The 20,294-nt window shown below is 25.4% G+C and carries 23 protein-coding genes, 9 tRNA genes, 1 other RNA gene and 1 pseudogene; 6 read left to right on the top strand and 28 right to left on the bottom strand.

Features of this window, described 5'->3' with window-relative positions; all coding sequences use genetic code 4:
- Positions 1 to 14 precede the first annotated feature (14 nt).
- The 6 genes from AACL02_RS11355 to AACL02_RS11330 all read right to left on the bottom strand — a co-directional run bounded on the left by AACL02_RS11355 (position 15) and on the right by AACL02_RS11330 (position 5,773).
- Positions 15 to 1,592 carry an AAA family ATPase gene (locus tag AACL02_RS11355; RefSeq protein WP_339041676.1) on the bottom strand — a complete coding sequence of 526 codons (1,578 nt, stop codon included), beginning with the start codon at positions 1,590 to 1,592 and terminating at the stop codon, positions 15 to 17.
- Between the two features lie 22 nt (positions 1,593 to 1,614).
- On the bottom strand, positions 1,615 to 2,235 hold the full coding sequence (locus AACL02_RS11350; protein WP_281749118.1) for a hypothetical protein: 621 nt from the start codon (positions 2,233 to 2,235) through the stop codon (positions 1,615 to 1,617).
- Positions 2,236 to 2,565: 330 nt separating this feature from the next.
- Entirely contained in the window at positions 2,566 to 3,036 is a 471-nt protein-coding gene (locus tag AACL02_RS11345) for a hypothetical protein (RefSeq protein ID WP_339041674.1), read from the bottom strand.
- Between the two features lie 234 nt (positions 3,037 to 3,270).
- On the bottom strand, positions 3,271 to 4,896 hold the full coding sequence (locus tag AACL02_RS11340) for a hypothetical protein (protein WP_339041672.1): 1,626 nt from the start codon (positions 4,894 to 4,896) through the stop codon (positions 3,271 to 3,273).
- Between the two features lie 22 nt (positions 4,897 to 4,918).
- Positions 4,919 to 5,530 (bottom strand): hypothetical protein, encoded by a 612-nt coding sequence (locus AACL02_RS11335; RefSeq protein WP_281749114.1) that lies wholly within the window; start codon positions 5,528 to 5,530, stop codon positions 4,919 to 4,921.
- 99 nt (positions 5,531 to 5,629) lie between these two features.
- The gene (locus tag AACL02_RS11330) at positions 5,630 to 5,773 is read right to left on the bottom strand and encodes a hypothetical protein (protein WP_339041670.1); all 144 of its coding nucleotides are present in this window, start codon (positions 5,771 to 5,773) and stop codon (positions 5,630 to 5,632) included.
- On the opposite strand from AACL02_RS11330, the gene AACL02_RS11325 reads away from it, so the two are divergent.
- Complete coding sequence (locus AACL02_RS11325) at positions 5,719 to 6,558, top strand: IS1595 family transposase (protein WP_339041668.1); 840 nt, start codon at positions 5,719 to 5,721, stop codon at positions 6,556 to 6,558. The two genes, AACL02_RS11330 and AACL02_RS11325, sit on opposite strands and share 55 nt — an antisense overlap.
- On the opposite strand, the pseudogene AACL02_RS11320 reads toward AACL02_RS11325, so the two are convergent.
- A pseudogene (locus AACL02_RS11320) lies at positions 6,545 to 6,904 on the bottom strand (IS3 family transposase); the annotation flags it as partial. The gene AACL02_RS11325 and the pseudogene AACL02_RS11320 sit on opposite strands and share 14 nt — an antisense overlap.
- A 65-nt stretch (positions 6,905 to 6,969) precedes the next feature.
- On the opposite strand from AACL02_RS11320, the gene AACL02_RS11315 reads away from it, so the two are divergent.
- Positions 6,970 to 8,087 (top strand): IS3 family transposase gene (locus AACL02_RS11315; protein WP_339040653.1). Its coding sequence is split into 2 segments (ribosomal slippage): positions 6,970 to 7,213 and positions 7,213 to 8,087, totalling 1,119 coding nucleotides; the frame shifts between segments, so codons are not numbered across the junction.
- Here the strand turns inward: AACL02_RS11315 and AACL02_RS11310 are convergent.
- The 19 genes from AACL02_RS11310 to AACL02_RS11220 all read right to left on the bottom strand — a co-directional run bounded on the left by AACL02_RS11310 (position 8,043) and on the right by AACL02_RS11220 (position 16,474).
- Entirely contained in the window at positions 8,043 to 8,552 is a 510-nt protein-coding gene (locus AACL02_RS11310; protein ID WP_339041666.1) for an IS3 family transposase, read from the bottom strand. The two genes, AACL02_RS11315 and AACL02_RS11310, sit on opposite strands and share 45 nt — an antisense overlap.
- A gap of 41 nt (positions 8,553 to 8,593) precedes the next feature.
- Entirely contained in the window at positions 8,594 to 8,872 is a 279-nt protein-coding gene (locus tag AACL02_RS11305; RefSeq protein ID WP_339040490.1) for a transposase, read from the bottom strand.
- Positions 8,873 to 9,014: 142 nt separating this feature from the next.
- A protein-coding gene (locus AACL02_RS11300) for an IS3 family transposase (RefSeq protein WP_422397808.1) occupies positions 9,015 to 10,132 on the bottom strand; the annotation gives its coding sequence in 2 pieces (ribosomal slippage) (positions 9,015 to 9,862 and positions 9,862 to 10,132; 1,119 coding nt in all).
- Between the two features lie 37 nt (positions 10,133 to 10,169).
- Positions 10,170 to 11,684 (bottom strand): hypothetical protein, encoded by a 1,515-nt coding sequence (locus AACL02_RS11295; RefSeq protein WP_339041664.1) that lies wholly within the window; start codon positions 11,682 to 11,684, stop codon positions 10,170 to 10,172.
- Between the two features lie 229 nt (positions 11,685 to 11,913).
- Positions 11,914 to 11,989: transfer RNA gene (locus AACL02_RS11290), tRNA-Asp, on the bottom strand.
- Position 11,990: 1 nt separating this feature from the next.
- Positions 11,991 to 12,065 (bottom strand) — tRNA-Met (locus tag AACL02_RS11285).
- Positions 12,066 to 12,086: 21 nt separating this feature from the next.
- Positions 12,087 to 12,176: transfer RNA gene (locus AACL02_RS11280), tRNA-Ser, on the bottom strand.
- Between the two features lie 13 nt (positions 12,177 to 12,189).
- A tRNA-Ile gene (locus AACL02_RS11275) sits at positions 12,190 to 12,266 on the bottom strand.
- 7 nt (positions 12,267 to 12,273) lie between these two features.
- A tRNA-Met gene (locus tag AACL02_RS11270) sits at positions 12,274 to 12,350 on the bottom strand.
- 34 nt (positions 12,351 to 12,384) lie between these two features.
- Positions 12,385 to 12,460: transfer RNA gene (locus tag AACL02_RS11265), tRNA-Ala, on the bottom strand.
- Between the two features lie 13 nt (positions 12,461 to 12,473).
- Positions 12,474 to 12,550 (bottom strand) — tRNA-Pro (locus AACL02_RS11260).
- Between the two features lies 1 nt (position 12,551).
- Positions 12,552 to 12,628 (bottom strand) — tRNA-Arg (locus AACL02_RS11255).
- Positions 12,629 to 12,735: 107 nt separating this feature from the next.
- Positions 12,736 to 12,811, bottom strand: a tRNA-Cys gene (locus AACL02_RS11250).
- Positions 12,812 to 13,007: 196 nt separating this feature from the next.
- Positions 13,008 to 13,424, bottom strand: a transfer-messenger RNA (tmRNA) gene (ssrA, locus tag AACL02_RS11245).
- A gap of 96 nt (positions 13,425 to 13,520) precedes the next feature.
- On the bottom strand, positions 13,521 to 13,796 hold the full coding sequence (locus AACL02_RS11240; protein WP_338975864.1) for a BspA family leucine-rich repeat surface protein: 276 nt from the start codon (positions 13,794 to 13,796) through the stop codon (positions 13,521 to 13,523).
- 674 nt (positions 13,797 to 14,470) lie between these two features.
- A complete protein-coding gene (locus AACL02_RS11235; protein WP_339041662.1) occupies positions 14,471 to 15,106 on the bottom strand; it encodes a hypothetical protein in 636 nt (211 codons plus the stop codon).
- Positions 15,107 to 15,123: 17 nt separating this feature from the next.
- Entirely contained in the window at positions 15,124 to 15,333 is a 210-nt protein-coding gene (locus tag AACL02_RS11230; RefSeq protein ID WP_339041660.1) for a hypothetical protein, read from the bottom strand.
- A gap of 9 nt (positions 15,334 to 15,342) precedes the next feature.
- On the bottom strand, positions 15,343 to 16,290 hold the full coding sequence (locus AACL02_RS11225) for a hypothetical protein (RefSeq protein WP_339041658.1): 948 nt from the start codon (positions 16,288 to 16,290) through the stop codon (positions 15,343 to 15,345).
- A gap of 55 nt (positions 16,291 to 16,345) precedes the next feature.
- The gene (locus tag AACL02_RS11220) at positions 16,346 to 16,474 is read right to left on the bottom strand and encodes a hypothetical protein (protein WP_339041656.1); all 129 of its coding nucleotides are present in this window, start codon (positions 16,472 to 16,474) and stop codon (positions 16,346 to 16,348) included.
- Positions 16,475 to 16,657: 183 nt separating this feature from the next.
- On the opposite strand from AACL02_RS11220, the gene AACL02_RS11215 reads away from it, so the two are divergent.
- The 4 genes from AACL02_RS11215 to AACL02_RS11200 all read left to right on the top strand — a co-directional run bounded on the left by AACL02_RS11215 (position 16,658) and on the right by AACL02_RS11200 (position 18,485).
- Entirely contained in the window at positions 16,658 to 16,891 is a 234-nt protein-coding gene (locus tag AACL02_RS11215) for a hypothetical protein (protein ID WP_281748215.1), read from the top strand.
- Positions 16,892 to 17,130: 239 nt separating this feature from the next.
- A complete protein-coding gene (locus tag AACL02_RS11210; protein WP_339041654.1) occupies positions 17,131 to 17,367 on the top strand; it encodes a hypothetical protein in 237 nt (78 codons plus the stop codon).
- Between the two features lie 105 nt (positions 17,368 to 17,472).
- On the top strand, positions 17,473 to 18,288 hold the full coding sequence (locus AACL02_RS11205) for a hypothetical protein (RefSeq protein WP_339041652.1): 816 nt from the start codon (positions 17,473 to 17,475) through the stop codon (positions 18,286 to 18,288).
- Positions 18,289 to 18,302: 14 nt separating this feature from the next.
- Positions 18,303 to 18,485 carry a hypothetical protein gene (locus AACL02_RS11200; protein WP_339041650.1) on the top strand — a complete coding sequence of 61 codons (183 nt, stop codon included), beginning with the start codon at positions 18,303 to 18,305 and terminating at the stop codon, positions 18,483 to 18,485.
- A gap of 53 nt (positions 18,486 to 18,538) precedes the next feature.
- Here AACL02_RS11200 and AACL02_RS11195 read toward each other — a convergent pair whose 3' ends face one another.
- Positions 18,539 to 19,051: an IS1595 family transposase gene (locus tag AACL02_RS11195; protein WP_339041648.1), complete on the bottom strand. Its 513-nt coding sequence runs from the start codon at positions 19,049 to 19,051 to the stop codon at positions 18,539 to 18,541.
- A 55-nt stretch (positions 19,052 to 19,106) separates the two neighbouring features.
- Positions 19,107 to 20,252: an IS256 family transposase gene (locus tag AACL02_RS11190; protein ID WP_339043736.1), complete on the bottom strand. Its 1,146-nt coding sequence runs from the start codon at positions 20,250 to 20,252 to the stop codon at positions 19,107 to 19,109.
- Positions 20,253 to 20,294: the final 42 nt, after the last annotated feature.

Below are 20,294 nucleotides of genomic sequence, written 5' to 3'. Positions count from 1 at the left end.
ACTAATCACCTATTTTAATTAACATCAGAATTATTATTAGTGTCATTAACATTTGGGATAGTTATTGGTGAATCTTCAGTTAGTGATTCTGATGAAAGAGTCTTTTCGGTTTCTGCCTCAGGTATTTGTGAAATTTTATCAAAAAATGCCATTTCTAATAGTGATTTAAATTGTTCATCAAAAAATATAGAATTGGTTTTACTTAAACGATGATATTCTTGTTCAAAATGTACTTTTAATTCATTAATTTGTTGCTTTAAATCTTTAATTTGACTATTAATATTTCCAAATTGTGATTTACTATCAGTATTAGTTAATTCAACTTGAATTATAGAATTATTTGTAATATTTATTAATTCACTAGAATTCTTTAATTGTAGTTCAAAATTCTGATTACCTTCCATTTTACTTAAACTTTTACCATAAAATAATTGAATATTATGACTTTTTTTATTACGTCGTAATAATAACTGAAAATCCTTTCTACTAATAAAACAAATTGGAAATTCATCACTATGTCATAATAAACGATAATATATACCTTTAATTTCTTCAGAAAATGGATTGGAGTAAATAGATGGTTGATTTTGACTATCTTTAATGTTTTCGGCATTATTACTTAATGTTTCCAACTCACTTTCCAGTTCAATCTGATTTTGTTTTAATGTGTAAGTTAAATCTTCACAATATGCTTCATTGAAAAGTTTTGTATATTCTTTTTCTTGAACTTCATTATCTCAAATACAGTAAAGAATAATCAATAAATCAGGCTTATCAGTAGTTGTTCTGCCATTATAATAAGCTGAAGCTTTTATTAATTTTGCAATTTTTTTTCATCTTCGATCAGAAATGTAAGCTTTACCATTAGTTGCTTCTGTTAAAATTTTACGAAAACGAGAAATAAAACTTAATGTTTCTTTGCTTAAAGTAACAGTAGTTTCCAATTCTTTTAATCACTTTTCATATTCAGATGTTTTAATTTGTAATTCAAGCGGAACTTTTACTTCTAAACTAGTAATACTTTCTAGCATATCATTAAAATTTTCTTCATTAGTTAAACCATAAACTATCATTCTAATAATAAAACGATCAAATAAAGCTTCTAAACCTTTACCGCTTTCTGGTAATTCATTGGAAGCTGAAATTAATAGTTTTAATGGTACTTTGATATCAACACCACCATTACGAAAGATTTTTTCATTAATAATAGTTAGTAAAGTATTTTGAATTGAAGGGCCTGCTTTTCAAATTTCATCCAAAAAAGCAATATCAACAGCAGGTAAATATTGATCAATAATTCTTACATAGTTACCTTTTAATAAATCTTTGATTGAGATTGGTCCAAAAATTTCTTCTGGAGTAGAAAAACGATTCATTAAATATTCAAAATTTCGCCCATCATGAAGCGCATATTTAATTCGTCGTGAAATTAATGATTTAGCAATTCCTGGTAATCCTAATAAAAATATTGATTCTCCTGATAATAACGCCAAAATAGCAAGTTTAAAAACAGTTTCTTTTTCATAAACATCAGCGCTAATTACTTTAATTAATTGTTCAATTCGCTTAGAAAGTAAACTATCTGTATTCATTATATTCTCCTTTACTTATTATTTATTCGACACTTAATTCTCTTCTTACATCATCACTTTTAACAATTAATAAACAAGCAGCAATTAATCATAAAACAGTTATTAATAAAACAATAATCATAAATATTGGAACTTCTGCAGAAACAGTTTCATTTACTAATCCATTAACCACTAACAAAATTGTACAAAATACTTCTAAAACTATAAAATAAGCAATTGCTAAAATAATATAAACAATTGATCATCCAAACATAGCACTAGCAGTGCGACCAATCGCTACTGGTAAATAAAATATAAAATTAAATCCCAGAGTTATAATTAAAAATATATAAATTATATAAGTTGGGTTCATGTTACTACCTTTATTACTCAAAATTTGATTAACCAAATTGTTAGCTAAAAAATAAGAAAAAATTAAATGAAAACATGAAACTGTAAGTAACAAAATACGAGCAATATTTTCCATTTTTGAACTTCAATACATTCTTTTAAATTTAATACTATCACTTAATAACGGATTATAAGTAGTAAAACGTTGTTCTTCAATATCTTTAAATGATTGATTATCATTATTTGATTTGATAATACTATTATCAACATTTGACAATGGAGTATTTTTTAAGTCATCTTTTTTTTCTTCCATATATCTAACACCCCTTATTTTTTATTTATATTATAACTTATTTTAGGTATTAAAACTTAATAATAGTATCTGATATAAATCAAAATTATAAGCGTTTAATTTTACAAAATTATTAAATAAACATATTATCAAATTTAAATTTATTTTTTTAAGATATAATATGACAAAATTAAAAAACAAAAAAATAATTATTTAACTTTGACCATCCAAAATTAAATAATTATTAAAAATATTTTTTAAATAAATAAGAAATTATAAATCAATATATAAAATAAAATATTTTGTTGATTCACTAAAGATAATACTTAATATATTTTAAAAACAAAATACCTAATGAACATAATAACTGTTAATTATTTCACATTTTTGGATTGCATCTCAAAAATTATTATTTTTTATTTTTAGTTTTAAACCAATAATTAAAAAAGTTAATGCAATAGTAAAAAATCCAAAAATTGGAGTTAAAATTATACAAAAAATAACTCCAATTTGTAACTGAACTCAATCATAATAACCATCATAATTATGAATTACTGATGAACATATATTTTCTGCAGAATGATTTAAAATATAATTTACACTCATATAATTTAATAAACTAAATCCATTTGTTATTTCTAGTGTTATTTCTATAATAAGTCTTTTTTCTTTATATAATTTAAGATTTTCAAAAAAACTTTTATCAAAACTTGAAAAACCAATTAACATTAAACCAATTACCATAATTAAAATAGTTAAAATAGTTAAAATAAATAAAAATAAGGTTGCTAATTTTAATTTTTTATATTTTTGCAATATCATTTATAATTTTCCTTTCAAAATAAAAACCCATTTGCTTTTATCTCAACAAACAATGGGTTAAAAACTACTATATTATTTATATTTTTTATACATAAGAATAATAACAAATTTATATTAATTTTACAATTAATAACCTATATAATTAAAACTATTTTATATAATTAGTATGAATATTAAATTATAGTTATCAAAATTTAACCCATTTTCATAAAATCAACACTTATTTTTAAGTATTTAAATTCACTTTACTTTAAAAGTAAAATTAAAACTATGGGGCTTGGGAACATAGTCACTGCTTATCAAATCTTTTCCAATATGAAATCTAATTTTTTTAATATCATTAGTCTTAATAATATCAGTTGCCTTTAATGATAAATTATTACCATCAATATCTAAAAAACTAAAAGCACTTAACTCATTAATTTGCACCTTTAAAGCTTTAACAAAATATCCTTTAAAAGTAGCAAGTGATTTAATAACAAGATTTCAATTAATATTTGGATCAACCGTCGAATCAGGATAATATAATAAGAAAAAAGTAGAATTATTTTTTGCAAATTGATACATTTCTTGTCAATATTTATTTTCTAAAAAAGTTTCTAGATCACCAATATTAACATAATCATTAACATTAATATTTTCAATACTATTATTTATTGAATTTGAAAAACCAAAATAATAACTCAATTCCTTATATTTAAAATGATTACCACTATTATCACTAGTCAATAATACATGTGGAGGACTATATTTTATTAATGATTCATCACTATCTACTGCTTCTTGTACCATACTAAAAGGAACAAAATCAATAGGATTAACTTTAAGATAATCAATAACCTCTTCAATACTTGTTGGTTTTAAATAAATGAAATCATAAACAACATTTGGATTAGAAACATATGTTATATAAAAAGGTTTTAATGGAAAATTTGAAGAATATGAATAAAGATTAACATATTCTTTGGAACTATTCACAGCATTACCAACATAATTTAATTCGGGATGATGAACTAATTCGAAATATGGTTCAATAGTAGCTACATCATTAAAATCAATATCTGGTAAAGGAATTGTTGATATTATTGGATAAAGATGAGTATCACTAGCAAATTCTTCTTTATAATCATTAATAAATTTATTAATTTCATCTTCGATTGTTTTATAAACAACAGTATTATCAATTTTATCCGCATAATAAAAATTAGTTGGTAAATAACCATGTGTTCATTGTTCTTGCAAATAATCACTACCATTTGGAAATTTTCCTGAAATATGTTTACTAAATTTTCCTTCAAATTGATTAAACATCATAAATTTTTCATAAAATTTAGCAGTATTTTTAATTAATGCAATTACTGGTATTTTAAATTCAATAAATGAAGATTGTAACTTTAATTTTAAATCAAATTTAGTAACACCATCAGTTTGAATTAAACTCTTATCTAATTCATCATTACTATTAGGTTTATAAAAAGTGAAATCATAATTAGTAATATTAGTTGGAAAAAAACTATCTCATCAAGATTCTTTTATTAATAAATCAAAAACTTGTTTTTTTGAGTCTTCTTCAAAAAATGGCAAACGTAAATTTTTATTACTACTATCAATTGGAACATCATTCATATCAACAACAATTGATTCTTCTGGAATATTTTGTTTAAAATAACCAATATTAAAAGCACTCTGCATAGCAAGAGCAATAAAAAAAGTACTAATTGCTAAACCAATTATCATAATTAAAGAAATAGTTATTGTCAGAAAAGTTTTTTTTACTTTTACTGGTTCTACTTTACCAGTAACGTATTTAGTAATATTATTTAGTTTTCTTCAATCATCATTATCTTTCTTTTTAGCCATATATTATTCACCTAAATTTTCATTATCTAAAACTTAATTCATACATTTTAATAATACTTTTAATTAAATATTTTTTATTTTCAATAGTATTTAATCATCAATGCAAAATAGCAATTCATCATAATAAGAGTGCTATAACCGCGAAAATCAATACTGTCATTCGATAAGGACTGTCACTATAAGAAAACATAAAAAAACTAATACCAATAATTATTAAATTAACAATAGAACCAAATATTAAAAAAAATAAACAACTTAAACCAATACCTCTAATAGTTTTAGATAAAAAAACGGGTAAAATCATAATTAAAATTATAAAAGCAAATAAAACAGTAACTAACATTGCTACTACTTTTAATATTGCACTTTGAAAAACTGGTGCTGATGGTATACCAGGAAGATTAGCAACCAATTGACCAAAACCAATGCCATTAAAAAAAATCAAACCAATTCAAAAAATTTGAATAATTAAAATAAATATTCGCGAAAAACCATCACCAAGACTAGTAAAATAAACTCTTGTTAAATTTAAATCTAATAATGAAGGTAAAGGAGTTTCCTTTAATTTCTTTAACTCTTTTTGACCAATAAGATTACTTGTAATTAAAAATTGTTTATCTAATGATTTATCCATATCTTTCACCCATCCTATAAAATAATTATAATGCATTTTATTTAAAAACTATATAGTTAACTTATATCCAAATTTTAAATCTATAAAATAATTAAATTATTATTTTAAAATAAATACAAACATAATTAATATAAATAAACCTATAAAAATTAACGGACTTCTCCCCACATGTACTTGTGGAGGGAATAATGAAACTGAATGAATTCAACAATGCTTTTCAAAATGAACAGCAATGTCTTGCATATATAGCAAATTTGAAAGAAAACAAATGTATTAGGTGTTTTAGTTTTAATTTGAATACTTCTGATTTAAAAAGAATGAGATGTTTAAAATGTAATCAAACATTTAGCATTCTCACAGGCACCATATTTTCAAGGTCACAAACATCTTTAACATCTTGGTTTTATCTTATCTTTAGATGAATAAACACCAAACATGGAATTCCATCAACAGATATTGCAAAAGAATTGGGAGTGACTTTGAAAAATGCTTGAAGAATGACTCATAAAATCAGAACACGTATTGCAAAACAAAAAACTCAATTTATTGTTGAAGGTACAGTGCAAATTGATGAAATGTATCTTTCACATATGGGTTTTAAAAAAAAAGGAAGATCCTTGGTGAATAAAACCTTGATTGTTGGCATTTATCAAAAAACAACCAATAATTTAATTGTGAAAGTATTGAAAAACGCAAAGAGTAAAAATATTTTGCAGTTTGCAAAAAACCACATTTCTTCAAAATGTCTTGTATATATTGATTCTTGAAAAGGATATTGCGATTTTAAATCAGTTTTCACTAAGCATGAAACAGTTAACCATCAAGATGGCTATGTTTCAAAAATTGGTGTAAATACCAACCAAATTGAATCAGTTTGAAAACATATAAGAAGAACATTTAAAACACATATCAAAGTTGCAAAACATCATGTTCATTTATATGCTAAAGAAGCTGCATATAAATTCAACAAGATACCTAGTTTTGAAACTGTTGGAATGGCAACCCTTTTTAGGACTATTTTTTGGTAGACATTTGTTTTTGATAATTAACTGGAGTTAAGTAGTTTAAAGTGCCGTGAATTCTTATGTTGTTATATCAATTGATGTAATCAAATAATTCTAATTTTAATTGGATTAATGATGTAAAATTTTTATCATTAATAAATTCGGTTTTGAAAGTTTTAAAGGTTGCTTCAGCAACAGCGTTATCATAAGGACAACCTTTTTTGCTTAAAGAGCGATTAATATTGAATGCTAGTAAAAGTTTATCAATAATTTTATTATTAAATTCATTACCGCGATCACTATGAAATATTTGAATATCTTTTAAACAGCGATTTGAGTGCATAAATGCTTGATATACTAATGATGCATTGGATGGGTTACACTTTATTGGACACTAATTACATAGACAAGTGAACAAAGAAAGGAACTATAATTATGGCCAATATTAACTCATATACCGATGAATTTAAAAAACAAATAGTAGCTTTATATCAAAGTGGCAAATCAGTATCTTGCCTTGCTAAAGAATATAATGTTACAAGAGCAGCTACTTACAATTGAATTAAGCAATTTACTAATTCAGGTAGTTTTAAAACTAAAGATAATCGTTCTGTTGAAGAAAATGAATTAATTAAATTAAGAAAAGAATTAAAACAATTAAGAATGGAAAATGATATTTTAAAGCAAGCAGCACTAATAATAGGCAGAAAATAGAAATTATTGTCAAAAATAAAGTTAAATATAAAATTCGCACAATGTGTCATTTTTTAAAAATCTCTAAATCAACATATTATTTTAATTTAAAGAAAAAAGAAAATAAAATCAAAAATAATATTTATGATGAAGCTGTTATTAGTGCTTTTAAAGAAAATAAAGAAGTTTATGGTACTAGAAGATTAAAAGTCATTCTAGAAAACCAAGAAATTTATTTATCAAGACGAAAAATTAAAGAAATTATGAATAAACATAATTTAATATCAAAATACACTAAATTATCATACAAAAATCATAATAAAGTCAATGATAGTCAAATAACCAATCTTGTTGATAGAAACTTTAATAATAGAGTTAAAAATGAAGTTATTGTTAGTGATTTAACTTATGTTCAAGTAAATGGTAAGTGAAACTATATTTGTTTATTAATTGACCTATTTAACCGCGAAATAATTGGACATAGTGTAGGTACTAAAAAAGATGCATCATTAGTATATCAAGCATTTATGCACTCAAATCGCTGTTTAAAAGATATTCAAATATTTCATAGTGATCGCGGTAATGAATTTAATAATAAAATTATTGATAAACTTTTACTAGCATTCAATATTAATCGCTCTTTAAGCAAAAAAGGTTGTCCTTATGATAACGCTGTTGCTGAAGCAACCTTTAAAACTTTCAAAACCGAATTTATTAATGATAAAAATTTTACATCATTAATCCAATTAAAATTAGAATTATTTGATTACATCAATTGATATAACAACATAAGAATTCACAGCACTTTAAACTACTTAACTCCAGTTAATTATCAAAAACAAATGTCTACCAAAAAATAGTCCTAAAAAGGGTTGCCATTCCACATCTTTTTTAGTACCTACACTATGTCCAATTATTTCGCGGTTAAATAGGTCAATTAATAAACAAATATAGTTTCACTTACCATTTACTTGAACATAAGTTAAATCACTAACAATAACTTCATTTTTAACTCTATTATTAAAGTTTCTATTAACAAGATTGGTTATTTGACTATCATTGACTTTATTATGATAATTTTTGAATGATAATTTAGTGTATTTTGATATTAAATTATGTTTATTCATAATTTCTTTAATTTTTCGTCTTGATAAATAAATTTCTTGGTTTTCTAGAATGACTTTTAATCTTCTAGTACCATAAACTTCTTTATTTTTTTTAAAAGCACTAATAACAGCTTGTTCATAAATATTATTTTGAATTTTATTTTTTTTCTTTAAATTAAAATAATATGTTGATTTAGAGAGTTTTAAAAAATGACACATTGTGCGAATTTTATATTTAGATTTATTATTTGCAATAATCTCTACTTTCTGCCTATTATTAGTGCTGCTTGCTTTAAAATATCATTTTCCATTCTTAATTGTTTTAATTCTTTTCTTAATTTAATTAATTCATTTTCTTCAACAGAACGATTATCTTTAGTTTTAAAACTACCTGAATTAGTAAATTGCTTAATTCAATTGTAAGTAGCTGCTCTTGTAACATTATATTCTTTAACAAGGCAAGATACTGATTTGCCACTTTGATATAAAGCTACTATTTGTTTTTTAAATTCATCGGTATATGAGTTAATATTGGCCATAATTATAGTTCCTTTCTTTGTTCACTTGTCTATGTAATTAGTGTCCAATAAAGTGTAACCCATCCACTGTAATTCTATGTTTGATTTAAAAATGTGGGGAGAAGTCCGTAGATAGGCTTTGGAATGGCAACCCTTTTTAGGACTATTTTTTGGTAGACATTTGTTTTTGATAATTAACTGGAGTTAAGTAGTTTAAAGTGCCGTGAATTCTTATGTTGTTATATCAATTGATGTAATCAAATAATTCGAATTTTAATTGGATTAATGATGTAAAATTTTTATCATTAATAAATTCGGTTTTGAAAGTTTTAAAGGTTGCTTCAGCAACAGCGTTATCATAAGGACAACCTTTTTTGCTTAAAGAGCGATTAATATTGAATGCTAGTAAAAGTTTATCAATAATTTTATTATTAAATTCATTACCGCGATCACTATGAAATATTTGAATATCTTTTAAACAGCGATTTGAGTGCATAAATGCTTGATATACTAATGATGCATCTTTTTTAGTACCTACACTATGTCCAATTATTTCGCGGTTAAATAGGTCAATTAATAAACAAATATATTTTCACTTACCATTTACTTGAACATAAGTTAAATCACTAACAATAACTTCATTTTTAACTCTATTATTAAAGTTTCTATTAACAAGATTGGTTATTTGACTATCATTGACTTTATTATGATAATTTTTGAATGATAATTTAGTGTATTTTGATATTAAATTATGTTTATTCATAATTTCTTTAATTTTTCGTCTTGATAAATAAATTTCTTGGTTTTCTAGAATGACTTTTAATCTTCTAGTACCATAAACTTCTTTATTTTTTTTAAAAGCACTAATAACAGCTTGTTCATAAATATTATTTTGAATTTTATTTTTTTTCTTTAAATTAAAATAATATGTTGATTTAGAGAGTTTTAAAAAATGACACATTGTGCGAATTTTATATTTAGATTTATTATTTGCAATAATCTCTACTTTCTGCCTATTATTAGTGCTGCTTGCTTTAAAATATCATTTTCCATTCTTAATTGTTTTAATTCTTTTCTTAATTTAATTAATTCATTTTCTTCAACAGAACGATTATCTTTAGTTTTAAAACTACCTGAATTAGTAAATTGCTTAATTCAATTGTAAGTAGCTGCTCTTGTAACATTATATTCTTTAACAAGGCAAGATACTGATTTGCCACTTTGATATAAAGCTACTATTTGTTTTTTAAATTCATCGGTATATGAGTTAATATTGGCCATAATTATAGTTCCTTTCTTTGTTCACTTGTCTATGTAATTAGTGTCCAATAAAGTGTAACCCATCCAGTTCTTGATTAAATCATGAAATTTGTTCTTCTGACAGTTCTGCTTTTTGTATTGGAGTTAATAACAAAATTTGTTCTAATGATAATGATTTAATTTCTGATTTTGATAATAATTGCATTGGTTTTGAATTAAATTCTTCAACTTGTTTTACTGTTGTTGAAGCAACTGTTGTGCTATTAAAATACTTATTTATTTTTCCCTCAAAAATTTTTCGTTGTTCTGCTGTCAAAAAATGAATTTGTTTTTCTGTAAAATTTAAAATTTGTTCTTGATTAAATCATGAAATTTGGTCAGGAGTGAATGATTGAATTTGTTTTTCTTTAAATTCTCGAATTTGTTCAGTTGTAAATTGTGTAATCTGACTTGGTGTAAATCATGAAATTTGGTCAGATGTAAAAGAATCAATATATGCACGACTGAATATTTGTATTTGTTCTAATGATAATGATTGAATTTGTAGTTTAGTAAAATCTGTAATCTGACTTGGTCTAAATCATGAAATTTGTTTTGGGCTAAATGCTTGAATTTGGTTTTTAGTAAATTCTACAATCTGACTTGATCTAAATCATGAAATTTGATCAGATGTAAATAATCTAATCTGTCATGGTGCAAATCATAAAATTTGTTTTGGACTAAATGCTTGAATTTGTTCTTCTGTAAATGATTGAATTTGTTTTAGTGTTAGTGCTTGAATTTGTTTTTCTGTAAGTGCTTGAATTTGTTCTCGTTCAAATTTTGGTATTTGTTCTGGTGTAAATCATGAAATTTGATCAGATGTAAAAGAATCAATGTCTGCACGACTGAATATTTGTATTTGTTCTAATGATAATGATTGAATTTGTTTTTCTGTAAATTCTCGAATTTGTTTTAGTGTTAGTGCTTGAATTTGTTCTGGTGTAAATTCTGAAATTTGTTTTTTTGTTAATAATTGAATTTGGTGACTAGTATACATTTCTAAGTTCGAACGAGCCGAACGTTTTTTTCTATTTAAACTTAATGAAGTTACTTTTATCGGTTTTAATGTAAATGTTTGAAATTGTTCTCTTTGAATTATTTTTTTGATTTTTTTATTCTTAAACTTTAAAACTTGTGCTGGTGTAAAGGTTGCAAGTTGTTTTTTAGTAAATCATGAATTCTGCTCTTTAGTAAATCATGAAACTTGTTGTAAAGTAAATGCTTGAATTTGTGCTTTTGTGAAATGTGGTATTTGTTTGGCTGTAAATGCTTGAATTTGTTTTTTATTAAACATTTTAATATGTTTTTGGGTAAATTCTTGTATTTGTTCTGCCGTTAGTAACTGCAGTTGTTCTTTAGAACCCATTTCAATATTGTATAAAAAATTTAATGATAATATATTTTTTAAAATTGGTTCATTGATACCATTTTCTAATGTTAATGCATTATTCACTGGTATCAATGTCTCAACATTATTGCTACTTATGATACTTGAAGATGAGTTATTAAAGTTTAATAAATTGTTTGCCATATTTTTGCTCACTTTTAAAAATTAAAAACTATTATAAAGTAATAGTTAAATTTAAATAAAATTATATTGATTATTTAAATTATACGTGTATTTTAATATTTTTAATTTACTTAAAATCAAAAACTTTATTCCATAATGAATAAAATAATTATTAATTACAACAATAAAAAAAGAGTAAGACCTTTTACTTACTCTCTAAATTAATACTGCTTATGTTTTATTTTCTAAATGGCGGTCTTGACGGGGATCGAACCCGCGATCTCCTCCGTGACAGGGAGGCGTATTAACCACTTTACCACAAGACCGTGGTTGCGGAGACTGGATTTGAACCAATGATCTTCGGATTATGAGCCCGACGGGATACCACTTCCCCACTCCGCGATGTATAAAATTTAATAATAATGGAGGAGGCTGAGGGATTCGAACCCTCGAGCACTTGCGCACTGACAGTTTTCAAGACTGTTCCCTTCAACCGGACTTGGGTAAGCCTCCGAGTATTTAAGTATGGTGGACCCTATCGGATTCGAACCAATGCTCGCCCGGTTATGAGCCGGGAGCTTTAACCAACTAAGCTAAGGGTCCTAGACTATGGTAGCGGGGATGGGACTCAAACCCATGGCCTCTCGGGTATGAACCGAACGCTCTAATCAACTGAGCTACCTCGCCAGTTTTAGTTTAAATGTTTAAACCGATATATAAATGGTGGACCCTATCGGGATCGAACCGACCACCTCCTGCGTGCAAGGCAGGCGCTCTACCAAATGAGCTAAGGGCCCTTGTTTTTAATAATGGTCGGGAAGACAGGATTCGAACCTGCGACCTCTCGGTCCCAAACCGAGCGCTCTACCAAGCTGAGCCACATCCCGATGGTGCGCCTGGCAGGACTTGAACCCACAACCTTTTGATCCGTAGTCAAACGATCTATCCAATTGATCTACAGGCGCATTTAATTACTAAAATTTATAGTAACTAATTAAATCATTAAACCTAATCAATTATAACTTATTAAAAGTAATATTTACAAGTATATTTGCAAATATTATTAATATTTTGGAGGAGCCGATCGGATTCGAACCGACGATCAAAGTTTTGCAGACTTATGCCTTAAACCACTTGGCCACGGCTCCAAATATAATTAAAAAAATTTAAAGACTTTTCAATATTACCAAGACTAGTTACTATTTGCAACTTGTTTTACAATATTATTCATAAAATATTAAATATTTTTTTATTATTTATTTCACTAATTAAAATCTTATAAAGTTATTTATAATTAATTATTAAATTAAATAATAAAAAAAGCACAATTGTGCATTTAATTTATGGTGGAGATGGCGGGGATCGAACCCGCGTCCAAAAGTTAACTGACTAACTGTATCTACAGTTTAGTATAATTTAGAAAAATCACTATTTAATAATAAATTATACGAAATTATGAATAGCTAGTTAATGGAAATTCGAAAAAATTTATTAACATCATTTTTTCTAGTTTATCCTTATGATACGTTACTAATATTGATAAACTTGCTATTAGCAACGGTAGTATTTACTTCTTAAGTAATTAAGCAGGTAAAACTGCTTGATTTCCTAAACCAAATCCAAAGTTGTTTAACTTTGTTGTGAATCAGTTAGGTACTACGGTTTTAGTTTGTTTTCCGGTTATGAAACCTCGTAGTATTATGGTCTACCAAACCACTGCCACAATTAGTTGTTCACTCCTGTCGAAACCAGAACATCCCCGTTAATATTATACATTACTTTCTAATATAAAGCAATTTTTGGTTTTCTTAAAAATTACTAATAATTCTTTCAAATTTTCATCATAAATTATAAAATCTAAAAATTAAAATTTGGCAATTTATCAATGCTATTACTAATTCGAGAATTAATAGCAAAATTATCATGAATTATTACTTTTGAAACATTTCATTGTGATAAATTTTGATCAAACGTTATTGCACCAGCAAACATAGAATGATGCATAGTTATTACATTTGAAACATCTCAACCCGAAATATCTTGATTAAATGATGAAGCACTTTGAAACATCTGTTTTGTACTTGTTATTTCTGATGGTAACTGATCTGGTACTTTTTGAATTGTTTTTGGCATTCTGACAACTTGAATTTCTTCTTTCTCATTTTTATAAAATCAAATTTGAATGATTTCAGTAGTTTTTATATCTGATAAGTCTATTTTACTAGTTGTTTGCTCTTCTCCATTACTATCAACGTAAATTGTATCTTGTTGTTATACTATTGTATATTTATAACGATTTGATTGTCTATTTGAATTTGGTGGTTTAGGTAATAAAATCTTTGGATTAAATTGTGATTTTATTTTTTTTCTTTTTCATTTTCTTCCTCGTTTTTTGCTTCTATATCAGAAGTATACAAAATACCAGCAGTGGCTCCACCAACTAAAGTAGTACCACCAAAAATGGCAGTAATAATTTTCTTTTTTTTACTTTTTCAGACATAAAAAACCTCTCTTAAATTCTTAATTTTTTTATAATGGCATGACCATATTTTATATAATTTTATGTAATAAATTATTTAATATGCTTAAATTTTATTTCAATAGTGATTTGTTAAAACGTTTTGAAAATATTAAAAAAAATAAAAATCCCACTTCATAATTACATTTTATTTATGGTCTAAAAAATAATCATGAAATAGGTTATTTTATTATTTATTATAATCAAGTATATAGGGACTTCGTCCCTCGCCACTACGTGGCTCACCCAAATTATAGTCCCAGTAGGTTCACTGGGACTATAATCATTCTTATTTATCTTTATTTTTAGATTTATCTTTTTTCTTTAAAATATTATCCAATTTATCCAAACCAGCAGACTTAATATCACTATAAGTCATATCAATACTACTTGCTTCTTTAAGATATTTCTTAGGTGACAATTCACTTTTAAGTTCATGCACATAATGTAAAGCACGTGAATTATACCTTTTTAACCAGTGTCTAGGAAAAAATAAAGTCATAGCCATTGCTTCACCACTATAACTTGGAGGCATAATACCTCTTTTAATCATTTTCTTTGTTCTACGACGTGAAAATACTACTTTATTATAATCCTCAATATTATTATATAAATTAAGATTAAATATAACAATAAAACCCAAAAAACGCATACGTTTAACTTGAACAACATACTCAACTTTTTCTCTTGCTTGTACTGGTATTCTATTAGGGTGTTGTTCAATCAAATACATTGTACCATTAAACATGTGACCTATTAACTTACAAAATTGTCCTAAACTTTCTTGTTGATTTTTAAACTGTACTCCTAAATCATTAGAATTTATTTTTAATGCTAATTCATCTAAAATTATTAAATCTTGTTCCTCAAAAGCATAATTACTTGCTAACTGATTAAAAGTAAAAACATCGTTATAATTAACCAAATAAGAATAACCAGTCTTTAACTTAATAGGGAAAGGAGACTAACTACTCGTTTCTTATGAGTTTGTGCTAAACAACAAGCAAGGGCAGATTTGCCAGTTCTTGGAGGTGCTGAAATAATATAACTACCAACTCTTTTTAAAATTTTAACATTACGAATAGTTATAAGAATTGGATAAATAATTATAATCAAACCTATAACTAATAACACATAACCATATCAAGGCATAATAAACTCCTAACCTATAATTAAACTAATTGCTCTAACAAATAATCATAAAGGTATAATATTTTCTATTCCACTAACAATATCAACATTTAAAGCAGTACTAATCGTATCTGAAAAAATATGTCGTAATAAACTATCTGTTGTAAAAAGAAATTGTCTTAATGGTTCAACTGGTAAAACTTTACCAACAACTCCATAAAGTACTCATCTAAAAGCATTACGTAAATGTGCAAAAACATCATATCAACTTGGTCTTTCATACTCAGGATTAAATGGACTATTTGGCGGTACTGGTGTTACTTTCTCACTTGAAAAAATATTAATTTGACCAAATGAAACCTCCGGTGGAATAGTTAAATTTGTAGTTCCATGAATATCAAAAAATACAGTTAAATGTCTTAAATTTGGAACACGAACCGGCATAGTAACAAAATTATACAAATCTTGCATATAAACATCATTACCAATCTTTCCTTTAAAAACATATTTTGTATCACCAACATAATCTAAAAAACTAAAAGAAAAATAACCAGTAAATGTAGAAAAAGCCTCATAATTAAAATAAAACATAAAACCTTGAATATAAAAACTTAAAGGTTTATCAATTTCAAAATTTAATTCAAAACGTAAATTTAAAGGTTTAACTCAATGATTTACATTATGAATAAGAAGCCGATTTTTTTTACCATATTGAATAAAATTATGATTGAACATAATACGGGAAATATCATCTAACTGATATTTCCTAAAAGAATAAACACCAGTTCCAGTATTAAGTGTTGTCTTTTTAACACCTACAACATCACTTTGATATTCAAAATCCAAATCATTATCTACACCACCTATAATTTCACCACTAACTAATTTTAAATCCGGTTGGTCAATGTCAAAATAAGCAGAATTTCATGGAATTGTTACTCAATCATTAAAATCATTATACTTAACGTGTTTAATCATTTCTTTTTTAATATCATAAGGCTTTTCTCAGCATTTATGTGATAAAATTAAAATATTACATAAAGGGAGAAAAGCCTAAGTTAAAATTAAAACACCTAATACATTTGTTTTCTTTCAAATTTGCTATATATGCAAGACATTGCTGTTCAGTTTGAAAAGCATTTTTGAATTCATTCAGTTTCATTATTCCCTCCACAAGTACATGTGGGGAGAAGTCCGAAATTTTATTAATATTACCAATATTAATAACAAGCATAACACTAATAATAATTTTAATATTTATTATTAAATAATTAAAAAATGAATATAAAGTATTAAAAATATTAAGTGAAATTTCTAATCAAATTAAAAATAAGGAGAAAAAATAATGACAATAAATGAATTTTTAAACAAATGAAAAGAAGAATGAGAAGGAATTAATATTGGTCATTTTTCAATAAATGGAGATTTTACTTTAAACCTAGATGATATTTGTATTGATAAATATGACTTAAATAAGTTTAAAAAATTGATAAATGATTTTGAAAATAATTTTAAAAATTGAGAAAAACTTGAAAATTGTAATAGTTGTGGAAATATCATATGAGAAGAAAATAAATAATGATAATAAAAATAAAAAAGAATAATAAATGTGGTTATGGTAGAGTTTTTGCTCATAAATGTAATAACTTATGTAAACAAAAACAAAATAAAAGAGTTAGGAAAGAAAGGTTAAATTATTAATAAAGAAAAATTAATTTTAGATATCGATGAAATTATAAATGATAAAAATCCACATAGAACTTATACAGAATATGTCTTTTCTTTAAAAGAAAGAATTGAAAATGGAGAATTTGACTAATGATTATATTACCTACTTTATTTGAAAATAAAGATGAAATTGAAATATTATCACCATTTCCAAAAGCAATTCATACCAGTAATGATATTAGAGCAATTATTTTAAGACAATATCCAAATGTTAAATCAAAACACATAATTGTTTCTGAACCCGAAAGTAATGTTGCATTAATAGTTGGTGATAATGATGTTTATCAAGGTTGAATTAAAGTAACCATTAAAAAATTAGAAAATTAAAAAAATTAAAATTAGAATTCATGAATTTGAATTATATGATTATCAAGTAAATACTTTATTAGATATTGTAAGAGAAATGTTAAAAGCAAATAAAGGAGAATAGAAATGGAAACAAATAATTATACATTAACAAAAATAATACGCTCTTCAATAAGTCCTTTAAGTGCAATGATTGGTACAAGTTCTTATTATGGTCAAGTAATAAGTAATCCAGTATTAGGTTCAATTAATAGTTTATTATTTGGTAAAAAATTAGGTTTAGATATATGAAATTTAAATCAAAGACCAAATACTAAAACTAAATTAATTAATAGTTCTAAAAAAATCTTATTAGGTTTAGGAACAATTGGATTAGCAAATTATAGTAAATGAACAGAAAATAATATTAATCCTATTATTCCAACAACACCAAATCCAATAACTACTACAACTACAACAGAAGGTCCTCCATGATTACTATTAAATAAACAAGAACATCAGTCATTAATGGATTGAGATACTTATATTAGTTTAAATGCTTATGGTATTTCAAATCTTATTAGTGGATTAACTGAGTTAATACCTAATAAATTTGAAGCAATAAGAAAAATTTGTAATATGGCAACTGGTGGTTGTTTAATATCAAGTGGTGTAGCAATGGGTGTTAATAATGATTTTAATAATGCCTATGCAATACCTACCATAGTTGCTGGTGCTTCTGAAATTATCCATAATTTACTACCAATGGAAACAACTAATCATATTCAAGAAATGCAAGAAACACCATTTAATAATGAAACTACAAGATTAATTAATGATAATAGATTTACTATTAATAGTGAAACTGCAAGTCAATATTATGGTAGTGATAATATGAGCGAAGTACCATTAAATCATGATAATGCTTCATTAAATTGAGATTATAATCATATGAGTTTATAAAGGAGAAGAAAATAATGAAAGAAAAGAATTATAAAATTGGAAAAATTAATATTAATATCAAAATATATGATGAACAACCATCAATTAAAATCGAAAGACAAGGTTATGGAAGAGATTATTTATCTTTAAGTGAATTTAAAGCAGTGTTAAGATATCAAGATAAATTTAGGCTTTTCTCCCTTTATGTACTATTTTAATTTTATCACATAAATGCTGAGAAAAGCCTATCTACGGACTTCTCCCCACATTTTTAAATCAAACATAGAATTACAGTTTCAAAACTAGGTATCTTGTTGAATTTATATGCAGCTTCTTTAGCATATAAATGAACATGATGTTTTGCAACTTTGATATGTTTTTTAAATGTTCTTCTTATATGTTTTCAAACTGATTCAATTTGGTTGGTATTTACACCAATTTTTGAAACATAGCCATCTTGATGGTTAACTGTTTCATGCTTAGTGAAAACTGATTTAAAATCGCAATATCCTTTTCAAGAATCAGTATATACAAGACATTTTGAAGAAATGTGGTTTTTTGCAAACTGCAAAAGATTTTTACTCTTTGCGTTTTTCAATACTTTCACAATTAAATTATTGGTTGTTTTTTGATAAATGCCAACAATCAAGGTTTTATTCACCAAGGATCTTCCTTGTTTTTTAAAACCCATATGTGAAAGATACATTTCATCAATTTGCACTGTACCTTCAACAATAAATTGAGGTTTTTGTTTTGCAATACGTGTTCTGATTTTATGAGTCATTCTTCAAGCAGTTGAGGCTTTTTAATAATCTGTGTATCTTTGTTTTACAAAGTTACTAATTTAGATTAATTCTGTCTTCAAATTTTATCATAAAATGAGCAATTGCTGTATTTCAATTTTGAATAGGCAATGTTCATTTTTTTGTTATATTTTCAATAGCATTTGTAGTATAAATCACTCTTTTGATTTCTACTGGATAACTAATAAAAACCATTAAATTATCTCAATTTTTATATCAAGATTTAGTAATTTGAGGATATTGTTTATTTCATTTACTTTCAAACGATTCTAAAGCTTGCATTGCTTGTTCTTCACTACATGCACTATAAATTGGTTTTAAATCTGCAACTAGACCTTTTCGATGTTTGTATGAAACATATTTTAAACTATTTCTAATTTGATGAACAATGCATAATTGATGTTCTGTTTTAGGATAAACTGATTGTATTGCTTCTGACATGCCTGTTAAATTATCACTACAAGCAATAAGAATATCATTTAAGCCACGATTTTTCATTTCTGTGAAATTAGATAATCAAAACTTAGAACCTTCATTTTCACTAATTCATAATCCTAAAACATCTTTTTTGCCTTCTAAATCAACTCCTAATGCTATATAAACTGATTTGTTAATAATCCGTTTATCTTGTCGTACTTTAACTACTATACAATCAAAATAAACAATAGGATAAATACTTTCTAATGGTCGATTTTGTCATGCTTTAACATCATCAATAACATCATCAGTAATTTGACTAATAACACTTTCACTAATATCAGCACCATGATATAACTCTTGCAACTGCATTCTAATGTCAGATAATGTCATTCCTTTTGCATACAAGGAAAGAACTTGTTGATCAAAACCATCAAATCTTCTTTGCCTTTTAGGAACTATTACAGGAGTAAAATTACTATTGCGATCTCTTGGTACATCAATTTCAATTTTACCTTGTTGAGTTATTAATTTTTTTGAACTTGTACCATTACGAGCATTTTCAGTAGTAGTATGTTGATTTTTTTCATATCCTAAATAATTTTGCATTTCAGAATTCAACATTTTTTCAACTAATCTTTTTGTTAATTCTTTATATAAACCGCCAGGTTTAAAAACTGTTGTTAAATCTTCAGTATTTTCTAGTAATAAATCTACTGCTTTTGATATTGGATCATTATTATTAAAGTTATCTTTTTTAGCCATCTGTAACTCACTCTTTCTAGTCATTTAATTATATTTACTAGA

This window comes from Spiroplasma endosymbiont of Apeira syringaria (genome assembly GCF_964020205.1).
GTDB classification, from domain to species: domain Bacteria; phylum Bacillota_I; class Bacilli_A; order Mycoplasmatales; family VBWQ01; genus Spiroplasma_E; species Spiroplasma_E ixodetis_A.
Note: the sequence above shows the minus strand (reverse complement) of the source record. Positions and strands in the feature narration are given on the sequence as shown.